Origin of the sequence: Buttiauxella sp. JUb87, from assembly GCF_004361975.1 — a bacterium.
GTDB classification, from domain to species: Bacteria; Pseudomonadota; Gammaproteobacteria; order Enterobacterales; family Enterobacteriaceae; genus Buttiauxella; species Buttiauxella ferragutiae.
The window spans coordinates 403,121-422,123 of record NZ_SNVY01000003.1 but is presented as its reverse complement, the minus strand read 5'-3'; the positions used below and the strand labels follow the sequence as shown (position 1 = coordinate 422,123).

Below are 19,003 nucleotides of genomic sequence, written 5' to 3'. Positions count from 1 at the left end.
ATTCACAGATTACTTGTTGTTCGCACGAATCTCTTGCCAGATTTTATCGCACTTGGCTTTTACCGCCTGGTCGTTACCAGTACGAGTGGCCTGAATACAGTTTTGATAATCCAGGGTGCGCACCGTTTCTTTCTTCGCAAATTCCTGGTGTTCCTTTTCCTGACCCAGCACGTTTAACACGCTCTGACAGGCCTGAATTTTATCAGGATTCCCTTCTGCGGTATTGATACAGGCGCTATAGGCTTGTTTCAGTTTTGTATCTTCAGGTGCCGTTTTAGAGGGTTGTGCGCAGGCGCTCAAACCTAAAGCCATGACCGTAACCAAAATGATTTTTTTCATGCTCGATATCCTTTATAAAACCGGGCGCTTTCACGCCCGGAATCGAATCAGAAGATGGTGAACGGTGCGATGACGATGAATTTCACGTCACGCTCATCCTGGAAGATGTTGCCGTAACCACCGCCCCAGCTTGGGATGTCGGAGTGGTTGTCGTATTGAGTGAAGTGCAGTTTGAACAGAGTGCCTTTCGCGCGCCCATCCTGAATGGTGTACAACGCGTCAAGGCTGTACGCCGATTCTTTCAGGCGATTGTCAGCATCGTAGTAACCGTCAGTGGTTGGTTTAGAGCTTGGTTTTGCATCCCATGCGTAAACATACGAAGCACCTACAGCCCAACCAGCCAGATCCCAATTGCTCAGGTCATACATGGCACCCGCGAAGATGGCTTTTTCACCATTGGCGTTGAAGTCAGAACGGTTATCCCACCAGATATCCAGACGACCGTTTGACGATGCGTAAGTTGGGGTCATACGTTGCAGGAAGTAGCCCTGCTGGCCATCAGCCTTGACCATGGTACCTTCGAGCCGCAGGTCAACCTGGCCCACTTTGTAGCCGAATGTCAGAGCCTGCAACCATGCGGTGCCGTCATACAGATCGTTAACGCTGCCATCAGAGACTTTGTCACGCGAACCGTAGAACTGGTAGCTGGTAGACAATGGGCTGCCAGCTACATCAAATTTGTAGCTTGCTTTAGTGAAGTATTGGTCGATATACCCTTCTGCCTGACCGAATGCCGCTTCAAGAATCAGATCATTTTTGAAGTCATACTTCGCGCCCAGCGAGTGCAGATACTCAACTTTGGTGTTCTTATCGTTCTGATAGAACTTGTCCATCTCCAGGTGCCACGGAGCTTTATACTCATTGGTCCACATGTAGGAGAAGCTCAGAGCACCGGCATCGGCATAATCAAAGTTTGCCCCGGCTTCAGCGCCCTGGTAAGTACCAGGCATGAAACTCCAGTGTGGTGCTAATAAAGATTGCCCTGTTGGCTGGATGTAACCCGCACGGGCCCAAACCGGGCCGTATTTGAATTTAGCTGCGGCTTTATAAAGGCTTATACCGCTCTTATCGCCGGAATAATCTTCATCGTAAGCTTTGTTTGAAGAGGAAAATGCGATTTCGTTCGGGTGGCCGCTGTCGCCATTTTCTGCCATTTCGATAGCAGTAAAGGCGGCGATATCCAGACCAAACATGTCAGCAGCATAACCGGACTGGAAGTCCAGATTGGCGTTCCAGGTAGCGTGAGAAAGGTTAGTTTCATATTTATCTGTCGTAACATCTTTACGGTCACGTTCACGCTGCCAGTAATAAACACCACCGGTCAGTGTTGAATCATCAAAAAAACCTGCTGCACTTGCCTGAGGGATAACAACCAGTCCAGAAAGAGCCGTGACGCCTGCAATAGCAAGGGCCAGCGCACTACGTTTGCCACTAAACGTACGCATATAAAATTCCTCTTTGACGTATAAATAATCGCCGGACGTTAAAAGACGTCAGATAGCGAAAAAAGTAAAAATGCCTAACGGCTAAAGCGGTTATAAATATTTTCCCGCATTTACTGCTCCCCATAAGACTATTTTTCGCGACGCGAATTATCAACGACTTTGTAAGAGTTCATTCCGATATTATGACAGAGAGCACATAATTCATGAGTATTTGTAACAAAAATCAACTGTGGAATTTTATGTTTATAAATCAACAAATATTGATATAAACCACCATATGAGAGCGCTCACATGATAAAAGAAAGGATTTATTATGTTCCGAGATTGACCAGCCAGAGAATTCCCAGGGAAATATAAATAACATTAATTCGCATCGCGAATGTAAGTAAATATTTAATCCTGTGATTATTAAGCAAAAAAAAACGCCGCGATTTGCGGCGTCTTTGTTACATATTGACTGCGTGTATAACTAATTACTCGCCTATTTTGGCCCAGGTATCACGCAAACCAACGGTGCGGTTAAACACCAGTTTTTCCGCAGTTGCCAGACGGCTATCAAGGCAGAAATAACCTTCACGCTCGAACTGATACGCTTTGCCTTTCTCAGCATTTTGCAGGCTTGGTTCGACGAAACCTTGCTTAATCACCAGAGACTCTGGGTTGATCGTTGCCAGGAAATCTTCCGCCGCACCTGGGTTAGCCACGCTGAACAGACGGTCGTAAAGGCGAATTTCAACTGGCAAGGCGTGTTCAGCACTTACCCAATGAATAACGCCTTTTACTTTACGGCCATCAGCCGGGTCTTTGCTTAATGTGTCCGGATCGTAGGAACAATGCAGCACGGTGATATTCCCGGCTTCATCTTTCTCAACACGATCGGCTTTAATCACATAAGCATTACGCAGGCGGACTTCTTTGCCCAACACCAGACGCTTGTACTGCTTATTCGCTTCTTCGCGGAAGTCAGCACGATCAATGTAAATCTCACGGCTGAACGGCACCTGGCGGCTACCCATTTCTGGCTTGTTCGGATGGTTTGGCATGGTGACCATTTCCACTTCGCCCTGCGGGAAGTTTTCAATAATCACTTTCACCGGATCGAGCACTGCCATCGCGCGCGGGGCGTTTTCGTTCAGGTCATCACGAATACATGATTCCAAAGCAGCCATTTCAACGGTGTTGTCTTGTTTGGTCACGCCAATACGCTTACAGAACTCACGAATAGAACCGGCAGTGTAACCACGACGACGCAGGCCAGAAATGGTTGGCATACGTGGGTCATCCCACCCTTCCACTACTTTCTCAGTCACCAGCAGGTTCAGCTTACGCTTAGACATGATGGAGTATTCGAGATTCAGGCGAGAGAACTCGTACTGACGCGGGTGCACAGGAATAGTGATGTTATCCAGCACCCAATCGTACAGACGACGGTTGTCCTGGAACTCCAGCGTACATAAAGAGTGAGTAATACCTTCCAGCGCATCGGAAATGCAGTGCGTGAAGTCGTACATCGGATAGATGCACCACTTGGTACCAGTCTGATGGTGTTCAGCAAATTTGATGCGATAAATAACCGGATCGCGCATCACGATAAATGGTGATGCCATGTCGATTTTCGCACGCAGGCACGCAGTGCCTTCAGCAAATTCACCGTTACGCATTTTCTCGAACAGCGCGAGGTTTTCCTCGACGCTACGATCGCGGTATGGGCTATTTTTCCCAGGTGCGGTCAATGAGCCGCGATATTCACGGATCTGCTCTGGAGTCAGTTCGTCAACATACGCCAGACCTTTATTGACAAGCTCTACAGCATAGTTGAACAACTGATCGAAATAATCGGAGGAGTAGCGCACATTGCCTGACCAGTGAAAACCAAGCCATTCAACATCGTGCTTAATTGAATCTACGAATTCGATGTCTTCTTTTGCTGGGTTAGTGTCATCGAAACGCAGGTTGCACTGCCCTTGATAATCTTGTGCGATACCAAAGTTCAGGCAGATGGATTTTGCATGGCCGATATGCAGATAGCCATTTGGCTCTGGCGGAAAACGGGTGCAAATGCTGGTGTGCTTACCATTAGCCAAATCTTCATCAATAATCTGGCGAATAAAGTTAGTTGGGCGGGCTTCTGCCTCACTCATCGCGGGTTCCTCTGTGCAAAAACTTCAGTTATCGGCACATGATCTTATAAGCAAGCGTCGGAAACAACCTTTTGTTGAATAAATAAGGGGATCGGGAAGGGTCAAGCTGGAGCAATAAAAAAGCGGCTGGAGAAAATACTCTCCAGCCGCTAAAGGCACAATCTATGACTCAGGAGCGATTATTTGCCTTTAATTTCGTACAGAGGCGTTTGCCCCGCAACCACTGAACCTTGCGCCTGAATAACCAGACCGCTGTAGTCATCAATGTTGCTGCAAACAACCGGGCTAATCATGGAGCGAGCATTTGCGTTCAGGAAATCAAGGTCCATTTCCAGAATCGGCTGGCCTGCAACCACTTCAGCACCCTCTTCTACCAGACGAGTAAAGCCCTGGCCGTTCAGTGCGACAGTATCAATGCCCATATGGACAACGATTTCTGCACCTTTTTCGGTTTCCAGACAGAACGCGTGGTTGGTATTAAAGATCTTAACGATAGTACCGGCAGCTGGCGCGACAACCATTTTCTCGGTTGGCTTAACAGCAACACCATCACCTACTGCTTTGCTGGCGAAGGCTTCATCTGGAACTTGTTCCAGAGCAACCACATCACCCGTTACTGGAGAAACCAGAGCGGCGATGGTGACAGCGTTTGGTACAGCCTGTGGTTTTGCAGTAGCTGCGGCAACCGGTGCAGCTGTAGCGCTAACTGGAGCCGCTGCAACATCACCTACCGTTTTCATTGCGTTAGCAATTTTCTCAGCGACGAAGCCGACGATGATTTGCACGCTGGTTTTGTTCAGACGGATAACACCGGTTGCACCCAGGCGTTTAGCCAAAGATTCGTTAACCAATGAAGAGTCTTTTACGTTCAGGCGCAGACGAGTGATACACGCGTCGATGCCTGTCAGGTTAGCTGAGCCACCCACAGCAGCGATGTACTGACGAGCCAGCTCAGAAACATCTTGATTGCTATTGGCGCTAACATTCACGTCCTGACCATCAGTTTCATCACCTGCAACAGCCAGTTCACGCCCTGGGGTCAACAGATTGAATTTGGTGATAGTGAAACGGAACACAACGTAGTAGATAGCGAAGAACACCAGGCCTTGCGGGATCAGCATGTACCAGTGTGTCGCCAGTGGGTTACGGGAAGAAAGCACCATATCCACCAGACCCGCACTGAAGCCGAAACCAGCAATCCAATGCATGCTTGCTGCGATAAATACGGAGATACCCGTCAGCACTGCGTGAATCAGATACAGAACTGGGGCCACGAACATGAAGGAGAATTCCAACGGTTCGGTGATACCAGTAAAGAAGGCAGCAAACGCACCCGCCATCATGATACCCATGACTTTGGCTTTGTTTTCAGGACGCGCACACTGGTAAATTGCCAGCGCAGCACCTGGAAGACCGAACATCATGATTGGGAAGAAACCAGCCTGGTAACGACCTGTGATACCCACAATACCGGTACCTTCAGCGATAGATTTAGCACCGCCAAGGAACTTAGGAATATCGTTGATACCCGCAACGTCGAACCAGAATACGGAGTTCAGCGCGTGGTGCAGACCCACTGGAATCAGCAGACGGTTGAAGAACGCATAAACACCTGCGCCAACAGAACCCAACTTCTGAATGTGCTCACCAAAGTTTACCAGGCCGCTAAACACGATTGGCCAGATGAACATCATGATAAAGGCAACAGCAATCATCACGAAGGAGGTGAGGATTGGAACCAGGCGGCGGCCACTGAAGAAGGACAACGCTCTTGGCAGTTCGACACTGCTGAAGCGGTTGTACAACTCTGCGGAGATAATCCCCACCATGATACCAACAAATTGGTTCTGAATTTTAGAGAACGCAAACGGAACCTGATCCAGCGGAATATGCTTGATCATGGAAACAGCCGCTGGCGAACAAAGTGTGGTCAGAACCAGGAAACCGACAAAGCCGGTTAGTGCAGCAGCACCATCTTTATCTTTGGACATACCGTAAGCCACACCAATGGCAAACAGCACACCCATGTTATCAATAATTGCAGCACCAGATTTGATGAACAACGCGGCTAATGCGTTATCACCGCCCCAGCTCGTTGGGTCAATCCAGTAGCCAACACCCATTAATATGGCTGCGGCTGGTAATGTGGCAACCGGCACCATAAGTGCGCGGCCAACCTTTTGCATGTAACCAAGAATACTCACGTTAATTCCCCCTATGAGACCCCGTTAAGGCTCGTTCAAAGCAGTTTTATTATTGTTTAACAAACCTTGAAAGCATGGCGAAGATTCACCAACCTTCTGAGTGTGTGAAAAATTAATTCGTACCGCAAATTAAACACCCTTTTTTTGTGATTAAAATCACCAAATATTGTTATTGCACTCCCCTTTGGCTAGCTATCGACTAAAACTTATTTTATCATCCGAAAAATCAAGACGGATTGATGCCGTTATGACCAGGAAGAAACTGGTTTACCCTTAGAGGGTTCGGATAATCAATCTGGCGACATCCGTATTTCTATTAACTTATGAGGTGAATGATGAGACTGATTCCCCTGGCTACCCCGGCTCAAGTAGGCAAATGGGCAGCACGCCATATCGTTAAGCGTATCAATGCGTTTAATCCGACAGCAGATCGTCCTTTCTTGCTGGGTCTGCCAACCGGCGGCACGCCTCTTGAAGCGTACAAAGCGCTGGTAGAGATGCACAAAGCGGGCCAGGTTAGCTTTAAAAACGTCGTCACCTTTAACATGGATGAATACGTTGGTCTGCCAAAAGAGCACCCGGAAAGCTATCATACGTTCATGCACCGCAATTTCTTTGATCACGTTGATATCCCAGCGGAAAACATCAACCTGCTGAATGGTAACGCCGAAGATGTTGACGCCGAGTGCCGTCGCTATGAAGAAAAAATTCGTTCTTACGGCAAAATTCACCTGTTTATGGGTGGCGTAGGCAACGATGGTCATATCGCGTTCAACGAACCGGCATCTTCTTTGGCATCCCGTACTCGTATCAAAACGCTGACTCATGACACCCGTGTTGCAAACTCCCGTTTCTTTGGTGGCGATGTCTCTCAAGTGCCAAAATATGCGCTGACTGTTGGCGTGGGCACGCTGCTTGATGCAGAAGAAGTGATGATTTTGGTTCTTGGTCATTTGAAAGCGCAAGCGCTGCAAGCGGCTGTGGAAGGCAACGTGAATCACATGTGGACTATTAGCTGTCTGCAACTGCATCCTAAAGCAGTGGTAGTTTGTGATGAGCCGTCCACCATGGAACTGAAAGTGAAGACGCTGAAGTACTTCAATGAACTTGAAGCAGAAAATATCAAAGATCTTTAAGTAATAGTCATTACCGGGGGTACCTATGTTTGCATTAACTCACGGTCGGATTTATACCGGCCATGAAATTCTTGATGATCACGCGGTAATTATCGCGAACGGCCTGATTGAACGCGTTTGCCCGCGCTCAGATCTCCCAGCGGGTATTGAGACTCGCGATGTGGGCGGTGCAATCATCGCCCCCGGTTTTATTGATGTGCAGTTGAATGGTTGTGGTGGTGTGCAGTTCAACGATTCAGCCGACGCGGTGACCGTTGAAACGCTGGAAATCATGCAGAAAGCCAATGAGCGTTCTGGCTGCACCAGCTATTTACCAACACTGATTACCAGCAGCGATGAGCTGATGAAGCAAGGCGTGAAAGTGATGCGCGAATACCTGGCGAAATATCAGCACCAGGCACTCGGTCTGCATCTTGAAGGCCCATGGCTGAATATGGTGAAAAAGGGTACGCACAACCCAAGTTTCGTGCGTAAACCTGACTCCGAACTGGTCGATTTCCTGTGCCAAAACGCAGATGTGATCACCAAAGTCACTTTAGCGCCAGAAATGGTGGCACCAGAAGTCATTAGCAAATTGGTCGCTTCTGGCATTGTCGTTTCTGCCGGGCACTCCAATGCAACCGTAAAAGAAGCCAAAATTGGTTTCCGTGCAGGAATTACCTTCGCAACCCACCTTTTCAATGCGATGCCATATATCACTGGCCGTGAACCGGGTCTTGCAGGCGCAATTTTTGATGAACCCGATGTTTACTGCGGTATCATTGCCGATGGCTTGCATGTGGACTATGCCAATATTCGTACGGCGAAAAAGGTTAAGGGCGATAAGCTTTGCCTGGTCACCGATGCAACTGCTCCGGCGGGTGCGAATATCGACGAGTTCATTTTCGCAGGAAAAACAATATACTACCGTGATGGTTTATGTGTAGATGAGAACGGTACGCTGAGCGGTTCTGCCCTGACGATGATTGAAGGGGTACGTAACCTGGTTGAGCATGCAGGTATCGCTTTGGACGAAGTCTTGCGTATGGCCACTCTCTACCCTGCCCGAGCGATGGGTGTTGAGCAGCAAATAGGGACTATCGAAGCTGGGAAAGTCGCCAACCTGACGGCATTTACCCGCGATTTTAAAATCACCAAGACATTCGTTAATGGTAACGAGGTCGTAACTGAGTAATTAAGGCATGACGACTGGCGGACAGGCTCAAATTGGTAATGTCGATCTGGTAAAACAGCTGAATAGCGCGGCGGTATACCGCCTGATCGACCAACACGGGCCAATCTCCCGCATTCAGATTGCCGAGCAAAGCCAGCTTGCACCGGCCAGCGTCACGAAAATTACTCGTCAGCTCATTGAGCGCGGCTTGATCAAAGAAGTTGATCAACAGGCTTCCACCGGAGGCCGCCGCGCTATCTCAATTATTACTGAAACCCGCAATTTCCACGCCATTGGCGTGCGTCTTGGCCGCCATGACGCCACCATCACGCTGTTTGATCTCAGCGCTAAACCGCTTGCCGAAGAACATTACTCCCTTCCTGAACGTACTCAGGAAACGCTTGAGCACGCATTACTCAATGCTATATCGCAGTTCATCGAGCAAAATTTACGCAAGATGCGTGAGCTGATCGCTATCTCAGTGATCTTGCCTGGTCTGGTTGACCCTGAAAGCGGCGTGATTCGTTACATGCCACATATCCAGGTGAACAACTGGTCGCTGGTCGATAGCCTTGAAAAACAGTTCAAAGTGACCTGCTATGTGGGGCATGACATCCGTAGCCTGGCACTTGCTGAGCACTACTTTGGTGCAACTCACGACTGTGATGACTCCATTTTGGTGCGCGTTCACCGCGGCACGGGGGCGGGGATTTTATCCAACGGGCGAATTTTTATTGGCCGTAACGGTAATGTCGGAGAGATTGGTCACATTCAGGTGGATCCTTTAGGCGAGCGTTGCCACTGCGGAAACTTTGGTTGTCTGGAAACGATTGCGGCTAATGCCGCTATTGAACATCGTGTGCGTCACTTACTTGAACAAGGTTACAACAGCCGCCTGACACTCGAAGATTGCGATATTACTACCATCTGCAAAGCCGCCAATAAAGGCGATGCGCTAGCCTGCGAAGTCATTGAACATGTTGGCCGCCATCTTGGTAAAGCCATCGCCATTGCCATTAACTTGTTTAACCCGCAAAAAGTCGTGATTGCCGGGGAAATCATTGAAGCCGAAAAAGTGCTTCTGCCCGCGATTGAAAGCTGTATCAACACTCAGGTACTGAAAGCGTTCCGCAAAAACCTGCCTGTCGTGCGTTCAAAACTCGATGACCGTTCCGCTATTGGCGCGTTTGCTTTGGTAAAACGCTCGATGTTGAATGGCGTTCTGCTGCAACGTTTGCTGGAAAGTTAACTCAGCCGTAAGCCTTTTTACGATATAGTTACGCCTTCCTGAAATGTGAGCCAAGGTAATCAATGACCATTCAGAATGTAATTTGTGATATTGACGGCGTGCTGATGCACGACAACATCGCCGTACCAGGTGCTAATGAATTCTTAGCGCGCATCATGGAAAAGGGCATGCCGTTAGTTCTGCTGACTAACTACCCTTCGCAGACAGGCCAGGATCTGGCGAACCGTTTTGCATCCGCCGGTATTGATGTGCCGGACAGCGTCTTCTATACCTCCGCAATGGCTACTGCCGATTTCCTGCGCCGTCAGGAAGGGAAGAAAGCCTATGTTGTCGGTGAAGGTGCATTGATTCACGAGCTGTATAAAGCCGGTTTCACAATCACTGACATCAACCCAGACTTTGTTATCGTCGGGGAAACACGTTCCTATAACTGGGAAATGATGCACAAGGCCGCCTATTTTGTGGCTAACGGCGCTCGCTTTATTGCGACTAACCCTGATACACATGGCCGTGGTTACTATCCAGCCTGTGGTGCGCTTTGCGCAGGGATCGAGAAAATTTCGGGTCGTAAACCGTTCTGTGTCGGTAAGCCTAGCCCGTGGATTATCCGTGCCGCACTCAACAAGATGCAGGCGCATTCCGAACATACGGTGATTGTTGGCGATAACTTGCGTACCGATATTCTTGCAGGCTTCCAGGCAGGTTTAGAAACCATTCTGGTGCTGTCGGGTGTTTCGACGTTAAACGATATTGATGCTATGCCGTTCCGCCCTTCGTGGATTTACCCGTCGGTCGCTGAAGTCGATATTATCTAAACGTTTAAGTGGTGGATAATGCATTCGCTAATCCACCCTATCAATCTGCAACCATCATTTAACGATCCTTTCATTAAATTGCCGATCCGCTAATTATTCCGTCTATTCCCTCATCATTTTTCAATAATCAACAATCGCAATTGAACTATTTACCCCTGAAAGACTAAAGGGCTTGCATTCCCGTCAATGATTGCGCATTTTCATAGTCATGCAACGCAACTATACCCAAAATAATTCGAGTTTCAGGTAGGCGGCAAGGGAGCAAATCCCCAGGAGCTTACTTGAGTAAGTGACTGGGGTTTGTGACAAATCTGCCCGGAGCAGATTTGAACGCCGCTTGCGGCAGCCCCAAAGGGGTGAGGCTCATGGATGAGCCGAATAGTGCAGCCAACCCCCTGCAACTTGAAGTATGACGGGTATAAACAATTTAATGGCTCACAGAAGCATTACGGAGAGAGTTCTATGTGTTCAATTTTTGGTGTTCTGGATATCAAGACCGATGCGGTCGAATTGCGTAAAAAAGCGCTTGAGTTGTCTCGTCTGATGCGCCACCGCGGCCCGGACTGGTCTGGTGTTTACGCAAATGATAAAGCCATTCTTTCCCATGAACGCCTCTCTATTGTTGACGTCAACGCTGGCGCACAGCCGCTGTATAACAAAGAAAAAACTCACGCACTGGCAGTTAACGGTGAAATCTACAACCACCAGGCGCTGCGCGCAGAATACGGTGACCGTTACGAATTCCAGACAGGTTCTGACTGCGAAGTCATCCTGGCGCTGTATCAGGAAAAAGGCCCAGAGTTCCTCGATGACCTGCAGGGAATGTTTGCCTTCATTCTGTATGATGAAACACAAGACGCTTACCTGATTGGCCGCGACCATATCGGCATCATCCCTTTGTATATGGGTTATGACGAACACGGCAACATGTATGTCGCTTCCGAAATGAAAGCGCTGGTTCCAGTTTGCCGCACCATTAAAGAATTCCCGGCGGGTAGTTACCTGTGGAGTAAAGACGGTGAAATCCGTAGTTACTACCAGCGTGACTGGTTCGAATACGATGCAGTAAAAGATAACGTCACCGACAAAAACGAATTGCGCCAGGCGCTGGAAGATTCCGTAAAAAGCCACCTGATGTCTGACGTGCCGTACGGCGTGCTGCTGTCTGGTGGTCTGGATTCATCCGTTATCTCTGCAATTACCAAGAAATTTGCTGCGCGTCGTGTAGAAGATGAAGAGCGTTCAGAAGCCTGGTGGCCTCAGTTGCACTCCTTTGCGGTCGGCCTGGTCGGTTCTCCTGACCTGATTGCGGCGCAAGAAGTGGCAAACCACTTAGGCACCGTGCACCACGAAATTCATTTCACGGTGCAAGAAGGCCTGGATGCGATTCGCGATGTTATCTATCACATTGAAACTTACGATGTGACCACTATTCGCGCCTCTACCCCAATGTATTTGATGTCACGCAAAATCAAAGCCATGGGCATCAAGATGGTGCTGTCTGGTGAAGGTTCTGATGAAGTGTTTGGCGGCTACTTGTACTTCCATAAAGCGCCAAACGATAAAGAGCTGCACGAAGAAACCGTTCGCAAGCTGCAAGCACTGCATATGTTTGACTGTGCGCGTGCTAACAAAGCGATGTCGGCCTGGGGTGTTGAAGCTCGCGTACCGTTCCTGGACAAAAAATTCCTCGATGTCGCGATGCGTATCAACCCGAAAGACAAAATGTGCGGCAACGGCAAGATGGAAAAACATATCCTTCGTGAATGTTTTGAATCCTATCTGCCAGCAAGTGTGGCATGGCGTCAGAAAGAGCAGTTCTCTGATGGTGTAGGTTACAGCTGGATTGACACGCTGAAAGAAGTTGCTGCGGGTCAGGTCACCGACCAACAACTGGAAACCGCAAGCTATCGCTTCCCGTACAACACACCAGGCTCTAAAGAAGCTTATTTGTACCGTGAAATCTTCGAAGAATTGTTCCCACTGCCAAGTGCTGCGCAATGTGTTCCAGGCGGCCCATCCGTTGCCTGTTCGTCCGCTAAGGCCATTGAATGGGATGAAGCCTTCAAAACAATGAATGATCCATCAGGCCGTGCAGTAGGCGTTCACCAGTCCGCTTACAAATAAGCGAGCAAAATTAGACACACGGGCCTACGGGCCCGTTTTTGTTTCTGCAATATCCCCAGCCCTTATTCGGGGTTTTTCATCAAATAAAACCACGAAATAACCGATAATTGACGAATATTGCATCAAGCTGTTCGTAAGCTAGTCAAACAGACAATTTCCGCGACTTTTCGGGAAAAAATTTGTTGACGCTAGAAGTCCAACTACGCATAATGCGCCCCGCAACGCCGATAAGGTTACGCAGAAAAAAAGAAGGCTACTTAGCTCAGCTGGTTAGAGCACATCACTCATAATGATGGGGTCACAGGTTCGATTCCCGTAGTAGCCACCATTATTCTTTTTTTAGCGCGGGAGTGGCGAAATTGGTAGACGCACCAGATTTAGGTTCTGGCGCCGCAAGGTGTGCGAGTTCAAGTCTCGCCTCCCGCACCATTTTAACGCGTTGCACGGATGGGGTATCGCCAAGCGGTAAGGCACCGGTTTTTGATACCGGCATTCCCTGGTTCGAATCCAGGTACCCCAGCCAATTTTTTTGATATAGCAGTTTTCGACATAGCACGTTAGTTTTGTGCGCCCTAAGTTGGGGTATCGCCAAGCGGTAAGGCACCGGTTTTTGATACCGGCATTCCCTGGTTCGAATCCAGGTACCCCAGCCAGTCGAAGAAATAGTTTTAAAATTAGGCTACTTAGCTCAGCTGGTTAGAGCACATCACTCATAATGATGGGGTCACAGGTTCGATTCCCGTAGTAGCCACCATATTTTTGGGGTATCGCCAAGCGGTAAGGCTCTGGTTTCTGATACCAGCATTCCGAGGTTCGAATCCTCGTACCCCAGCCAAAAATGAAAAGCTCGCTTCGGCGAGCTTTTTGCTTTTCTGCGTTTGAATAATCTCGTCTGAATTGAAGTCGGATGTCGCTAACGCTAATCCGACCTACGAAAAACTATCGACTCATAACCCTAACGCATACTTCAACGCCTGGCGTTTCAGTACACCGCCGCGTTCTGCTGCCATCAGCCCCAGATTTCTAATGACTCGCAGCGGCCCTAAGTTGTTACTGAAACCGGCGTAGAACAGATCCATGCCGCTTTGCATCAGGAAATTATCCGCTTGCCTGCGCGTCTGGTAGCGTTTTAACACTCGCGCATCCGCCCAATTCTCCCCATAACTACGCGCATTGATCATCACATCAAGCAGCGCTTCCACATCACGATAACCGAGATTTACCCCCTGCCCGGCTAACGGGTGAATGGTATGCGCAGCGTCACCAATCAACGCCAAACCTTGTTGCGTGTATTGCAACGCATGGCGACGCGTCAGCGGGAATGCGCCACTGGCGACGGGAGTGACTTTGCCTAAGCGTTCAGGAAAATTCGCTTGAATGGCTTTTTGCAGCTGCGGCATCGACATATTTTGCAACTGGCGAATTCGAGCCGGTGAGTCGTACCACACCAGAGATGCCCAATTATCGAACAACGGTAAAAACGCATGCGGCCCTGCTGGTGTGAAATGCTGCCAGGTACTGTCGCCAGGCTGAGACTCGCACTTCACGGTAATTAACATGCAAGACTGGCGATATTGCCAGGCATGAATACCAATGCCCGCCCAGCGGCGCACCTGTGAATTCGCACCATCAGCACCAATCACCATCGGCACCGTTAAGGTCTGCTCATCCGCAAAGTGCAGCGTCCACTTCCCTGCTTGCCCGTGCATACGGTCAATTTGGGCCGGGCAGAGCAACGTAACGTTCGGATGGACTTCCAGCGCCTGCCATAAAGCCAGCTGCAAAACCTGGTTTTCAACCATATAACCCAGTTCTGGCAGTCCAAGCTCCTGGGCATTAAAGCTCACGTGTGCGCTTTCCCACTCCCAGGTTTCAAGCTGGCGATACGCATGTGTACGCATTGCCCGAATCGCCTGCCAGACACCTAGCGATTTCAGTAAACCCACTGACGCGCTGCTGATGGCCGAAATACGCACATCGGGTTGGCTTGTGGCGTCAAAGGCAGCAGGCGCCTGATGCTCAATCACTGCCACTTGAAAACCATTTTGCGCGAGACCAAGAGCGGCAGCCGCGCCGACCATCCCCCCGCCGACTACCGCAACATCTATTGGCTGGTTCAACATGATGATTTTGTCCTTAAATTGTCTATCCTGATTCTACCGGATTTTTACGCCGGTTTCGTAGGCTGGTCACATCAAGGCCAAAGCATTACAATACGCGGCCTGAATTCCTGGCTTTAACTGAGCAATGGCAAGTCGATGACAAAAAAACTCCATATCAAAACCTGGGGCTGTCAGATGAACGAATACGATTCATCGAAGATGGCCGATCTGCTGAACAGCACGCATGGCTATATCCTCACGGATAACCCAAAAGAAGCGGACGTATTGCTGCTCAATACCTGCTCTATCCGTGAAAAGGCCCAGGAAAAAGTATTCCATCTGCTTGGCCGTTGGAAACTCTTAAAGCGCAAAAATCCCGATATCATTATCGGCGTTGGCGGCTGCGTTGCTTCCCAGGAAGGCAAGCTGATCCGCAGTCGCGCGCACTATGTTGATATCGTTTTCGGACCGCAAACCCTGCATCGCTTACCGGAAATGATCAACAAAGTTAGTGGTAACCGTAGCCCAATCGTTGACGTCAGTTTCCCGGAAATCGAAAAGTTTGACCGTCTGCCAGAGCCAAAAGCCGATGGCCCGACCGCTTTCGTTTCTATTATGGAAGGCTGTAACAAGTATTGTACTTACTGCGTGGTGCCTTATACCCGCGGTGAGGAAGTGAACCGCCCGTGTGATGATGTGCTGTTTGAAATCGCACAGCTCGCAGCGCAAGGCGTGCGTGAAGTGAATCTGCTTGGCCAAAACGTGAATGCTTACCGCGGGCCGACTTTCGATGGTGGTATCTGTTCATTCGCAGAACTGCTGCGCCTGGTGGCGGCAATTGACGGTATTGACCGTATTCGTTTTACCACCAGCCACCCGATTGAATTCACCGACGATATCATCGAGGTTTATCGTGATACGCCTGAGCTGGTGAGTTTCCTGCATCTGCCGATTCAAAGTGGTTCAGACCGTGTGTTGAACCTGATGGGTCGTACCCATACCGCTCTTGAATACAAATCGACGATTCGCAAGCTGCGCGCAGCCCGTCCAGATATCCAGATTAGCTCTGACTTTATCGTTGGCTTCCCTGGTGAAACCCAGCAGGACTTCGAGCAAACCATGAAAGTGATTGCCGACGTGAATTTTGACGTCAGCTACAGCTTCATCTTCTCCTCACGCCCTGGCACCCCCGCCGCCGATATGGTTGACGACGTGCCAGAAGAAGAGAAAAAACAGCGTCTGTATATTCTGCAAGACCGCATCAACCAGCAAGCAATGGAGTTGAGCCGGAAAATGGTTGGCACCACACAACGCATTCTGGTTGAAGGCACGTCACGCAGAAACATTATGGAGCTGACCGGTCGTTCCGAACACAACCGTGGCGTCAACTTTGCGGGCACCCCGGACATGGTCGGTAAATTTGTCGATGTCGAAATTACTGAAGTGGCGACTAACAACTCACTGCGCGGAAAAGTCGTGCGCACCGAAGACCAGATGGGCCTGCGTATTGCCGAGTCTCCGGAGTCAGTTATTGCCCGCACTCGTAAAGAAAATGAAATCGGCGTTGGAATTTATCAGCCTTAATTCCTCCCTGCTTTGCCCGTCGGTTCACTAACGCCGTGAACCGACGGGCATTTTCAGTATTTGCACTTGCATTCTGAATCAGCCACCCAAATATCAAAAACCAGGCTTGCACCATCTTCACTCGCCGTAAATAATCTTTTTATGGCCTGCGTTAATGCAGCAACTCCTTCAACTGGCCCAGAGTGACCCCGAGGATAAGTTTGAATATCGAAACACGTGAAATTACGCTAGAACCCGCAGACAATGCGCGTCTGCTAAGCCTGTGTGGCCCATTTGATGACAACATCAAGCAGCTTGAACGTCGGCTGGGGATCGAAATCAACCGTCGCGACTATCACTTCAAGCTCACGGGTCGCCCGATTTTAGTAAACGCCGCGGCAGATATTCTGCGCAATCTGTACGTTGATACCGCACCGATGCGCGGCGAGACTCAGGATATAACCCCTGAACAAATCCATCTCGCCATCAAAGAAATTCGCGTCCTGGAACAGTCTGCCGAAAGTGTTCCTGAGTACGGCAAAGCGGTCAATATCAAGACCAAACGTGGCGTTATCAAGCCACGCACGCCAAATCAGGCGCAATACATCGCCAATATTCTCGACCATGACATCACCTTTGGCGTCGGCCCTGCTGGTACCGGTAAAACGTACCTCGCAGTTGCTGCGGCAGTGGATGCGCTGGAACGTCAAGATATCCGTCGTATTCTGCTGACGCGCCCAGCCGTCGAAGCCGGTGAAAAACTGGGCTTCCTGCCTGGCGATTTAAGCCAAAAAGTCGACCCTTACTTGCGTCCGCTTTACGACGCCCTGTTTGAGATGCTCGGTTTTGAGCGCGTTGAAAAGCTAATGGAGCGCAATGTTATTGAAGTCGCACCATTGGCCTACATGCGGGGGCGTACATTAAACGATGCTTTCATCATTCTTGATGAAAGCCAGAACACCACCATCGAACAGATGAAGATGTTCCTGACGCGCATTGGCTTCAACTCCAAAGCAGTAATTACTGGTGATGTCACCCAAATCGATTTGCCAAAAAATCTGAAATCCGGCCTGCGCCACGCCATTGAGGTGCTGGCCGAAGTCGATGAAATCAGTTTTAACTTCCTTAACAGCGAAGACGTAGTACGCCACCCGGTGGTGGCACGCATTGTGAATGCCTATGAAGCGTGGGAAAACGCCGAACAGGTTCGTAAAGATGAACTCGCAGCAGAGCGCAAGCGAGAAGCGATGGCAATCAATGCTGCCGCTCAGGAGAGTAAATGAGTCAGGTAATACTGGATTTACAGGTCGCGTGTGAAGACGCAAGCGGCCTGCCAACGGAAGAACAATTTCAGACCTGGCTTGATGCGGTCATTCCACAGTTTCAGGAAGAATCAGAAGTTACGATTCGCCTGGTGGATGATGCAGAGAGCCACGATCTGAACCTCACTTACCGTGGGAAAGATAAATCCACCAACGTGCTTTCGTTCCCGTTTGAAGCCCCGCCAGGCATTGAACTTCCGTTACTGGGCGACCTGATTATTTGCCGTCAGGTGGTGGAACAAGAAGCAAAAGAGCAGCAAAAACCGCTGGATGCACATTGGGCACATATGGTCATCCACGGTAGTTTGCATCTGCTTGGCTATGATCATATTGAAGATGAGGAAGCCGAAGAGATGGAATCCCTGGAAACAGAGATAATGCTTGCTCTTGGGTATGCTGATCCGTACATTGCCGAGAAAGAATAGTCTCTGTAGGGTTAACCCTTCTGAGCGCAGAACCGCAGGCAGTGCACGATTAAACTGCCTGTTATCAATTCATTATCGAGAGGCCTCAAACCAAACGCCATGAGCGACGACAACTCACAAAACAGTGACACGCCTGCCAGTAAGAAGGGATTCTTTTCCCTGATTCTCAACCAGCTATTCCACGGTGAACCTAAAAACCGTGACGATCTGCTGACACTCATCCGTGATTCTGAGCAAAATGATCTGATCGATCAGGATACCCGCGACATGCTCGAAGGAGTGATGGACATCGCCGACCAACGCGTCCGCGACATCATGATCCCTCGCTCGCAAATGGTAACGCTCAAACACAACCAGACGCTGGACGAATGCCTCGATGTGATCATCGAATCAGCACACTCCCGCTTCCCGGTGATCAGTGAAGACAAAGATCATATCGAAGGGATTCTGATGGCCAAAGATCTGCTGCCGTTTATGCGCAGCGATACTGAGCCATTTAGCATGGAAAAAGTGTTACGTCAGGCCGTTGTTGTGCCAGAAAGTAAGCGTGTTGACCGCATGCTGAAAGAGTTTCGTCAGCAGCGCTACCACATGGCGATTGTGATTGATGAGTTTGGCGGGGTTTCCGGCCTTGTGACTATCGAAGATATTCTCGAACTGATTGTCGGGGAAATTGAAGATGAGTACGACGACGAAGAAGATAGCGATTTCCGCCAGCTAAGCCGCCATACATGGACGGTCCGTGCTTTGGCCTCAATCGAAGATTTCAACGACACCTTCGCTACCCATTTCAATGATGACGAAGTGGATACCATTGGTGGATTAGTGATGCAGGCCTTTGGCCACTTACCTGCCCGTGGCGAAACCATTGAAATTGATGGTTATCAGTTTAAAGTCGCGATGGCAGATAGCCGCCGTGTGATTCAGGTTCATGTCAGAATTCCGGACGACTCGCCACAACCGAAACTGGAAGATTAATTTA

14 protein-coding genes and 6 tRNA genes are annotated in these 19,003 nt (G+C 49.4%); 15 read left to right on the top strand and 5 right to left on the bottom strand.

Features of this window, described 5'->3' with window-relative positions; translation table 11 throughout:
- Nucleotides 1-9: 9 nt before the first annotated feature.
- The 4 genes from chiQ to nagE form a co-directional block, all read right to left on the bottom strand.
- A complete protein-coding gene (gene chiQ, locus EC843_RS14020; RefSeq protein ID WP_064548649.1) occupies nt 10-339 on the bottom strand; it encodes a ChiQ/YbfN family lipoprotein in 330 nt (109 codons plus the stop codon).
- Nucleotides 340-386: 47 nt separating this feature from the next.
- Complete coding sequence (gene chiP, locus EC843_RS14015; protein WP_064548651.1) at nt 387-1,784, bottom strand: chitoporin; 1,398 nt, start codon at nt 1,782-1,784, stop codon at nt 387-389.
- A 473-nt stretch (nt 1,785-2,257) separates the two neighbouring features.
- Nucleotides 2,258-3,925 carry a glutamine--tRNA ligase gene (gene glnS / locus EC843_RS14010; RefSeq protein ID WP_064548654.1) on the bottom strand — a complete coding sequence of 556 codons (1,668 nt, stop codon included), beginning with the start codon at nt 3,923-3,925 and terminating at the stop codon, nt 2,258-2,260.
- Nucleotides 3,926-4,104: 179 nt separating this feature from the next.
- On the bottom strand, nt 4,105-6,129 hold the full coding sequence (gene nagE / locus EC843_RS14005; RefSeq protein WP_074388595.1) for an N-acetylglucosamine-specific PTS transporter subunit IIBC: 2,025 nt from the start codon (nt 6,127-6,129) through the stop codon (nt 4,105-4,107).
- Between the two features lie 335 nt (nt 6,130-6,464).
- Between nagE and nagB the strand changes: the two genes are divergently transcribed.
- The 11 genes from nagB to EC843_RS13950 all read left to right on the top strand — a co-directional run bounded on the left by nagB (nt 6,465) and on the right by EC843_RS13950 (nt 13,444).
- Nucleotides 6,465-7,265: a glucosamine-6-phosphate deaminase gene (gene nagB / locus EC843_RS14000; protein WP_064548655.1), complete on the top strand. Its 801-nt coding sequence runs from the start codon at nt 6,465-6,467 to the stop codon at nt 7,263-7,265.
- 25 nt (nt 7,266-7,290) lie between these two features.
- On the top strand, nt 7,291-8,439 hold the full coding sequence (nagA, locus tag EC843_RS13995) for an N-acetylglucosamine-6-phosphate deacetylase (protein WP_064548657.1): 1,149 nt from the start codon (nt 7,291-7,293) through the stop codon (nt 8,437-8,439).
- A 7-nt stretch (nt 8,440-8,446) separates the two neighbouring features.
- Complete coding sequence (locus EC843_RS13990; protein ID WP_064548658.1) at nt 8,447-9,667, top strand: N-acetylglucosamine repressor; 1,221 nt, start codon at nt 8,447-8,449, stop codon at nt 9,665-9,667.
- Nucleotides 9,668-9,729: 62 nt separating this feature from the next.
- Nucleotides 9,730-10,482, top strand: coding sequence for an HAD-IIA family hydrolase (locus tag EC843_RS13985; RefSeq protein WP_064548660.1), 753 nt, complete (start codon nt 9,730-9,732; stop codon nt 10,480-10,482).
- Between the two features lie 462 nt (nt 10,483-10,944).
- Nucleotides 10,945-12,609: an asparagine synthase B gene (gene asnB / locus EC843_RS13980; RefSeq protein WP_064548661.1), complete on the top strand. Its 1,665-nt coding sequence runs from the start codon at nt 10,945-10,947 to the stop codon at nt 12,607-12,609.
- A 251-nt stretch (nt 12,610-12,860) separates the two neighbouring features.
- Nucleotides 12,861-12,937: transfer RNA gene (locus EC843_RS13975), tRNA-Met, on the top strand.
- 16 nt (nt 12,938-12,953) lie between these two features.
- Nucleotides 12,954-13,038: transfer RNA gene (locus EC843_RS13970), tRNA-Leu, on the top strand.
- Nucleotides 13,039-13,057: 19 nt separating this feature from the next.
- A tRNA-Gln gene (locus tag EC843_RS13965) sits at nt 13,058-13,132 on the top strand.
- 55 nt (nt 13,133-13,187) lie between these two features.
- Nucleotides 13,188-13,262: transfer RNA gene (locus EC843_RS13960), tRNA-Gln, on the top strand.
- A gap of 24 nt (nt 13,263-13,286) precedes the next feature.
- A tRNA-Met gene (locus tag EC843_RS13955) sits at nt 13,287-13,363 on the top strand.
- A 6-nt stretch (nt 13,364-13,369) separates the two neighbouring features.
- A tRNA-Gln gene (locus EC843_RS13950) sits at nt 13,370-13,444 on the top strand.
- Between the two features lie 112 nt (nt 13,445-13,556).
- Here EC843_RS13950 and ubiF read toward each other — a convergent pair.
- Nucleotides 13,557-14,732 carry a 3-demethoxyubiquinol 3-hydroxylase gene (gene ubiF, locus EC843_RS13945; protein ID WP_133522415.1) on the bottom strand — a complete coding sequence of 392 codons (1,176 nt, stop codon included), beginning with the start codon at nt 14,730-14,732 and terminating at the stop codon, nt 13,557-13,559.
- Nucleotides 14,733-14,867: 135 nt separating this feature from the next.
- On the opposite strand from ubiF, the gene miaB reads away from it, so the two are divergent.
- The 4 genes from miaB (at nt 14,868) to corC (ending at nt 18,999) form a co-directional block, all read left to right on the top strand.
- Complete coding sequence (gene miaB / locus EC843_RS13940) at nt 14,868-16,295, top strand: tRNA (N6-isopentenyl adenosine(37)-C2)-methylthiotransferase MiaB (RefSeq protein ID WP_064548667.1); 1,428 nt, start codon at nt 14,868-14,870, stop codon at nt 16,293-16,295.
- 200 nt (nt 16,296-16,495) lie between these two features.
- The gene (locus tag EC843_RS13935) at nt 16,496-17,557 is read left to right on the top strand and encodes a PhoH family protein (protein ID WP_162303007.1); all 1,062 of its coding nucleotides are present in this window, start codon (nt 16,496-16,498) and stop codon (nt 17,555-17,557) included.
- The gene (gene ybeY, locus EC843_RS13930) at nt 17,554-18,021 is read left to right on the top strand and encodes an rRNA maturation RNase YbeY (protein WP_064548671.1); all 468 of its coding nucleotides are present in this window, start codon (nt 17,554-17,556) and stop codon (nt 18,019-18,021) included. The genes EC843_RS13935 and ybeY overlap by 4 nt, the downstream gene beginning before the upstream one ends.
- A 99-nt stretch (nt 18,022-18,120) precedes the next feature.
- Complete coding sequence (corC, locus tag EC843_RS13925; protein WP_064548673.1) at nt 18,121-18,999, top strand: CNNM family magnesium/cobalt transport protein CorC; 879 nt, start codon at nt 18,121-18,123, stop codon at nt 18,997-18,999.
- Nucleotides 19,000-19,003 lie beyond the last annotated feature (4 nt).

Excerpts from the sequence above, each read along its gene's own strand:
- chiQ (WP_064548649.1), bottom strand. The coding sequence starts at position 339 with ATGAAAAAAATCATTTTGGTTACGGTCATGGCTTTAGGTTTGAGCGCC.
- chiP (WP_064548651.1), bottom strand. The coding sequence starts at position 1,784 with ATGCGTACGTTTAGTGGCAAACGTAGTGCGCTGGCCCTTGCTATTGCA.
- glnS (WP_064548654.1), bottom strand. The coding sequence starts at position 3,925 with ATGAGTGAGGCAGAAGCCCGCCCAACTAACTTTATTCGCCAGATTATT.
- nagB (WP_064548655.1), top strand. The coding sequence starts at position 6,465 with ATGAGACTGATTCCCCTGGCTACCCCGGCTCAAGTAGGCAAATGGGCA.
- nagA (WP_064548657.1), top strand. The coding sequence starts at position 7,291 with ATGTTTGCATTAACTCACGGTCGGATTTATACCGGCCATGAAATTCTT.
- EC843_RS13990 (WP_064548658.1), top strand. The coding sequence starts at position 8,447 with ATGACGACTGGCGGACAGGCTCAAATTGGTAATGTCGATCTGGTAAAA.
- EC843_RS13985 (WP_064548660.1), top strand. The coding sequence starts at position 9,730 with ATGACCATTCAGAATGTAATTTGTGATATTGACGGCGTGCTGATGCAC.
- asnB (WP_064548661.1), top strand. The coding sequence starts at position 10,945 with ATGTGTTCAATTTTTGGTGTTCTGGATATCAAGACCGATGCGGTCGAA.
- ubiF (WP_133522415.1), bottom strand. The coding sequence starts at position 14,732 with ATGTTGAACCAGCCAATAGATGTTGCGGTAGTCGGCGGGGGGATGGTC.
- miaB (WP_064548667.1), top strand. The coding sequence starts at position 14,868 with ATGACAAAAAAACTCCATATCAAAACCTGGGGCTGTCAGATGAACGAA.
- ybeY (WP_064548671.1), top strand. The coding sequence starts at position 17,554 with ATGAGTCAGGTAATACTGGATTTACAGGTCGCGTGTGAAGACGCAAGC.
- corC (WP_064548673.1), top strand. The coding sequence starts at position 18,121 with ATGAGCGACGACAACTCACAAAACAGTGACACGCCTGCCAGTAAGAAG.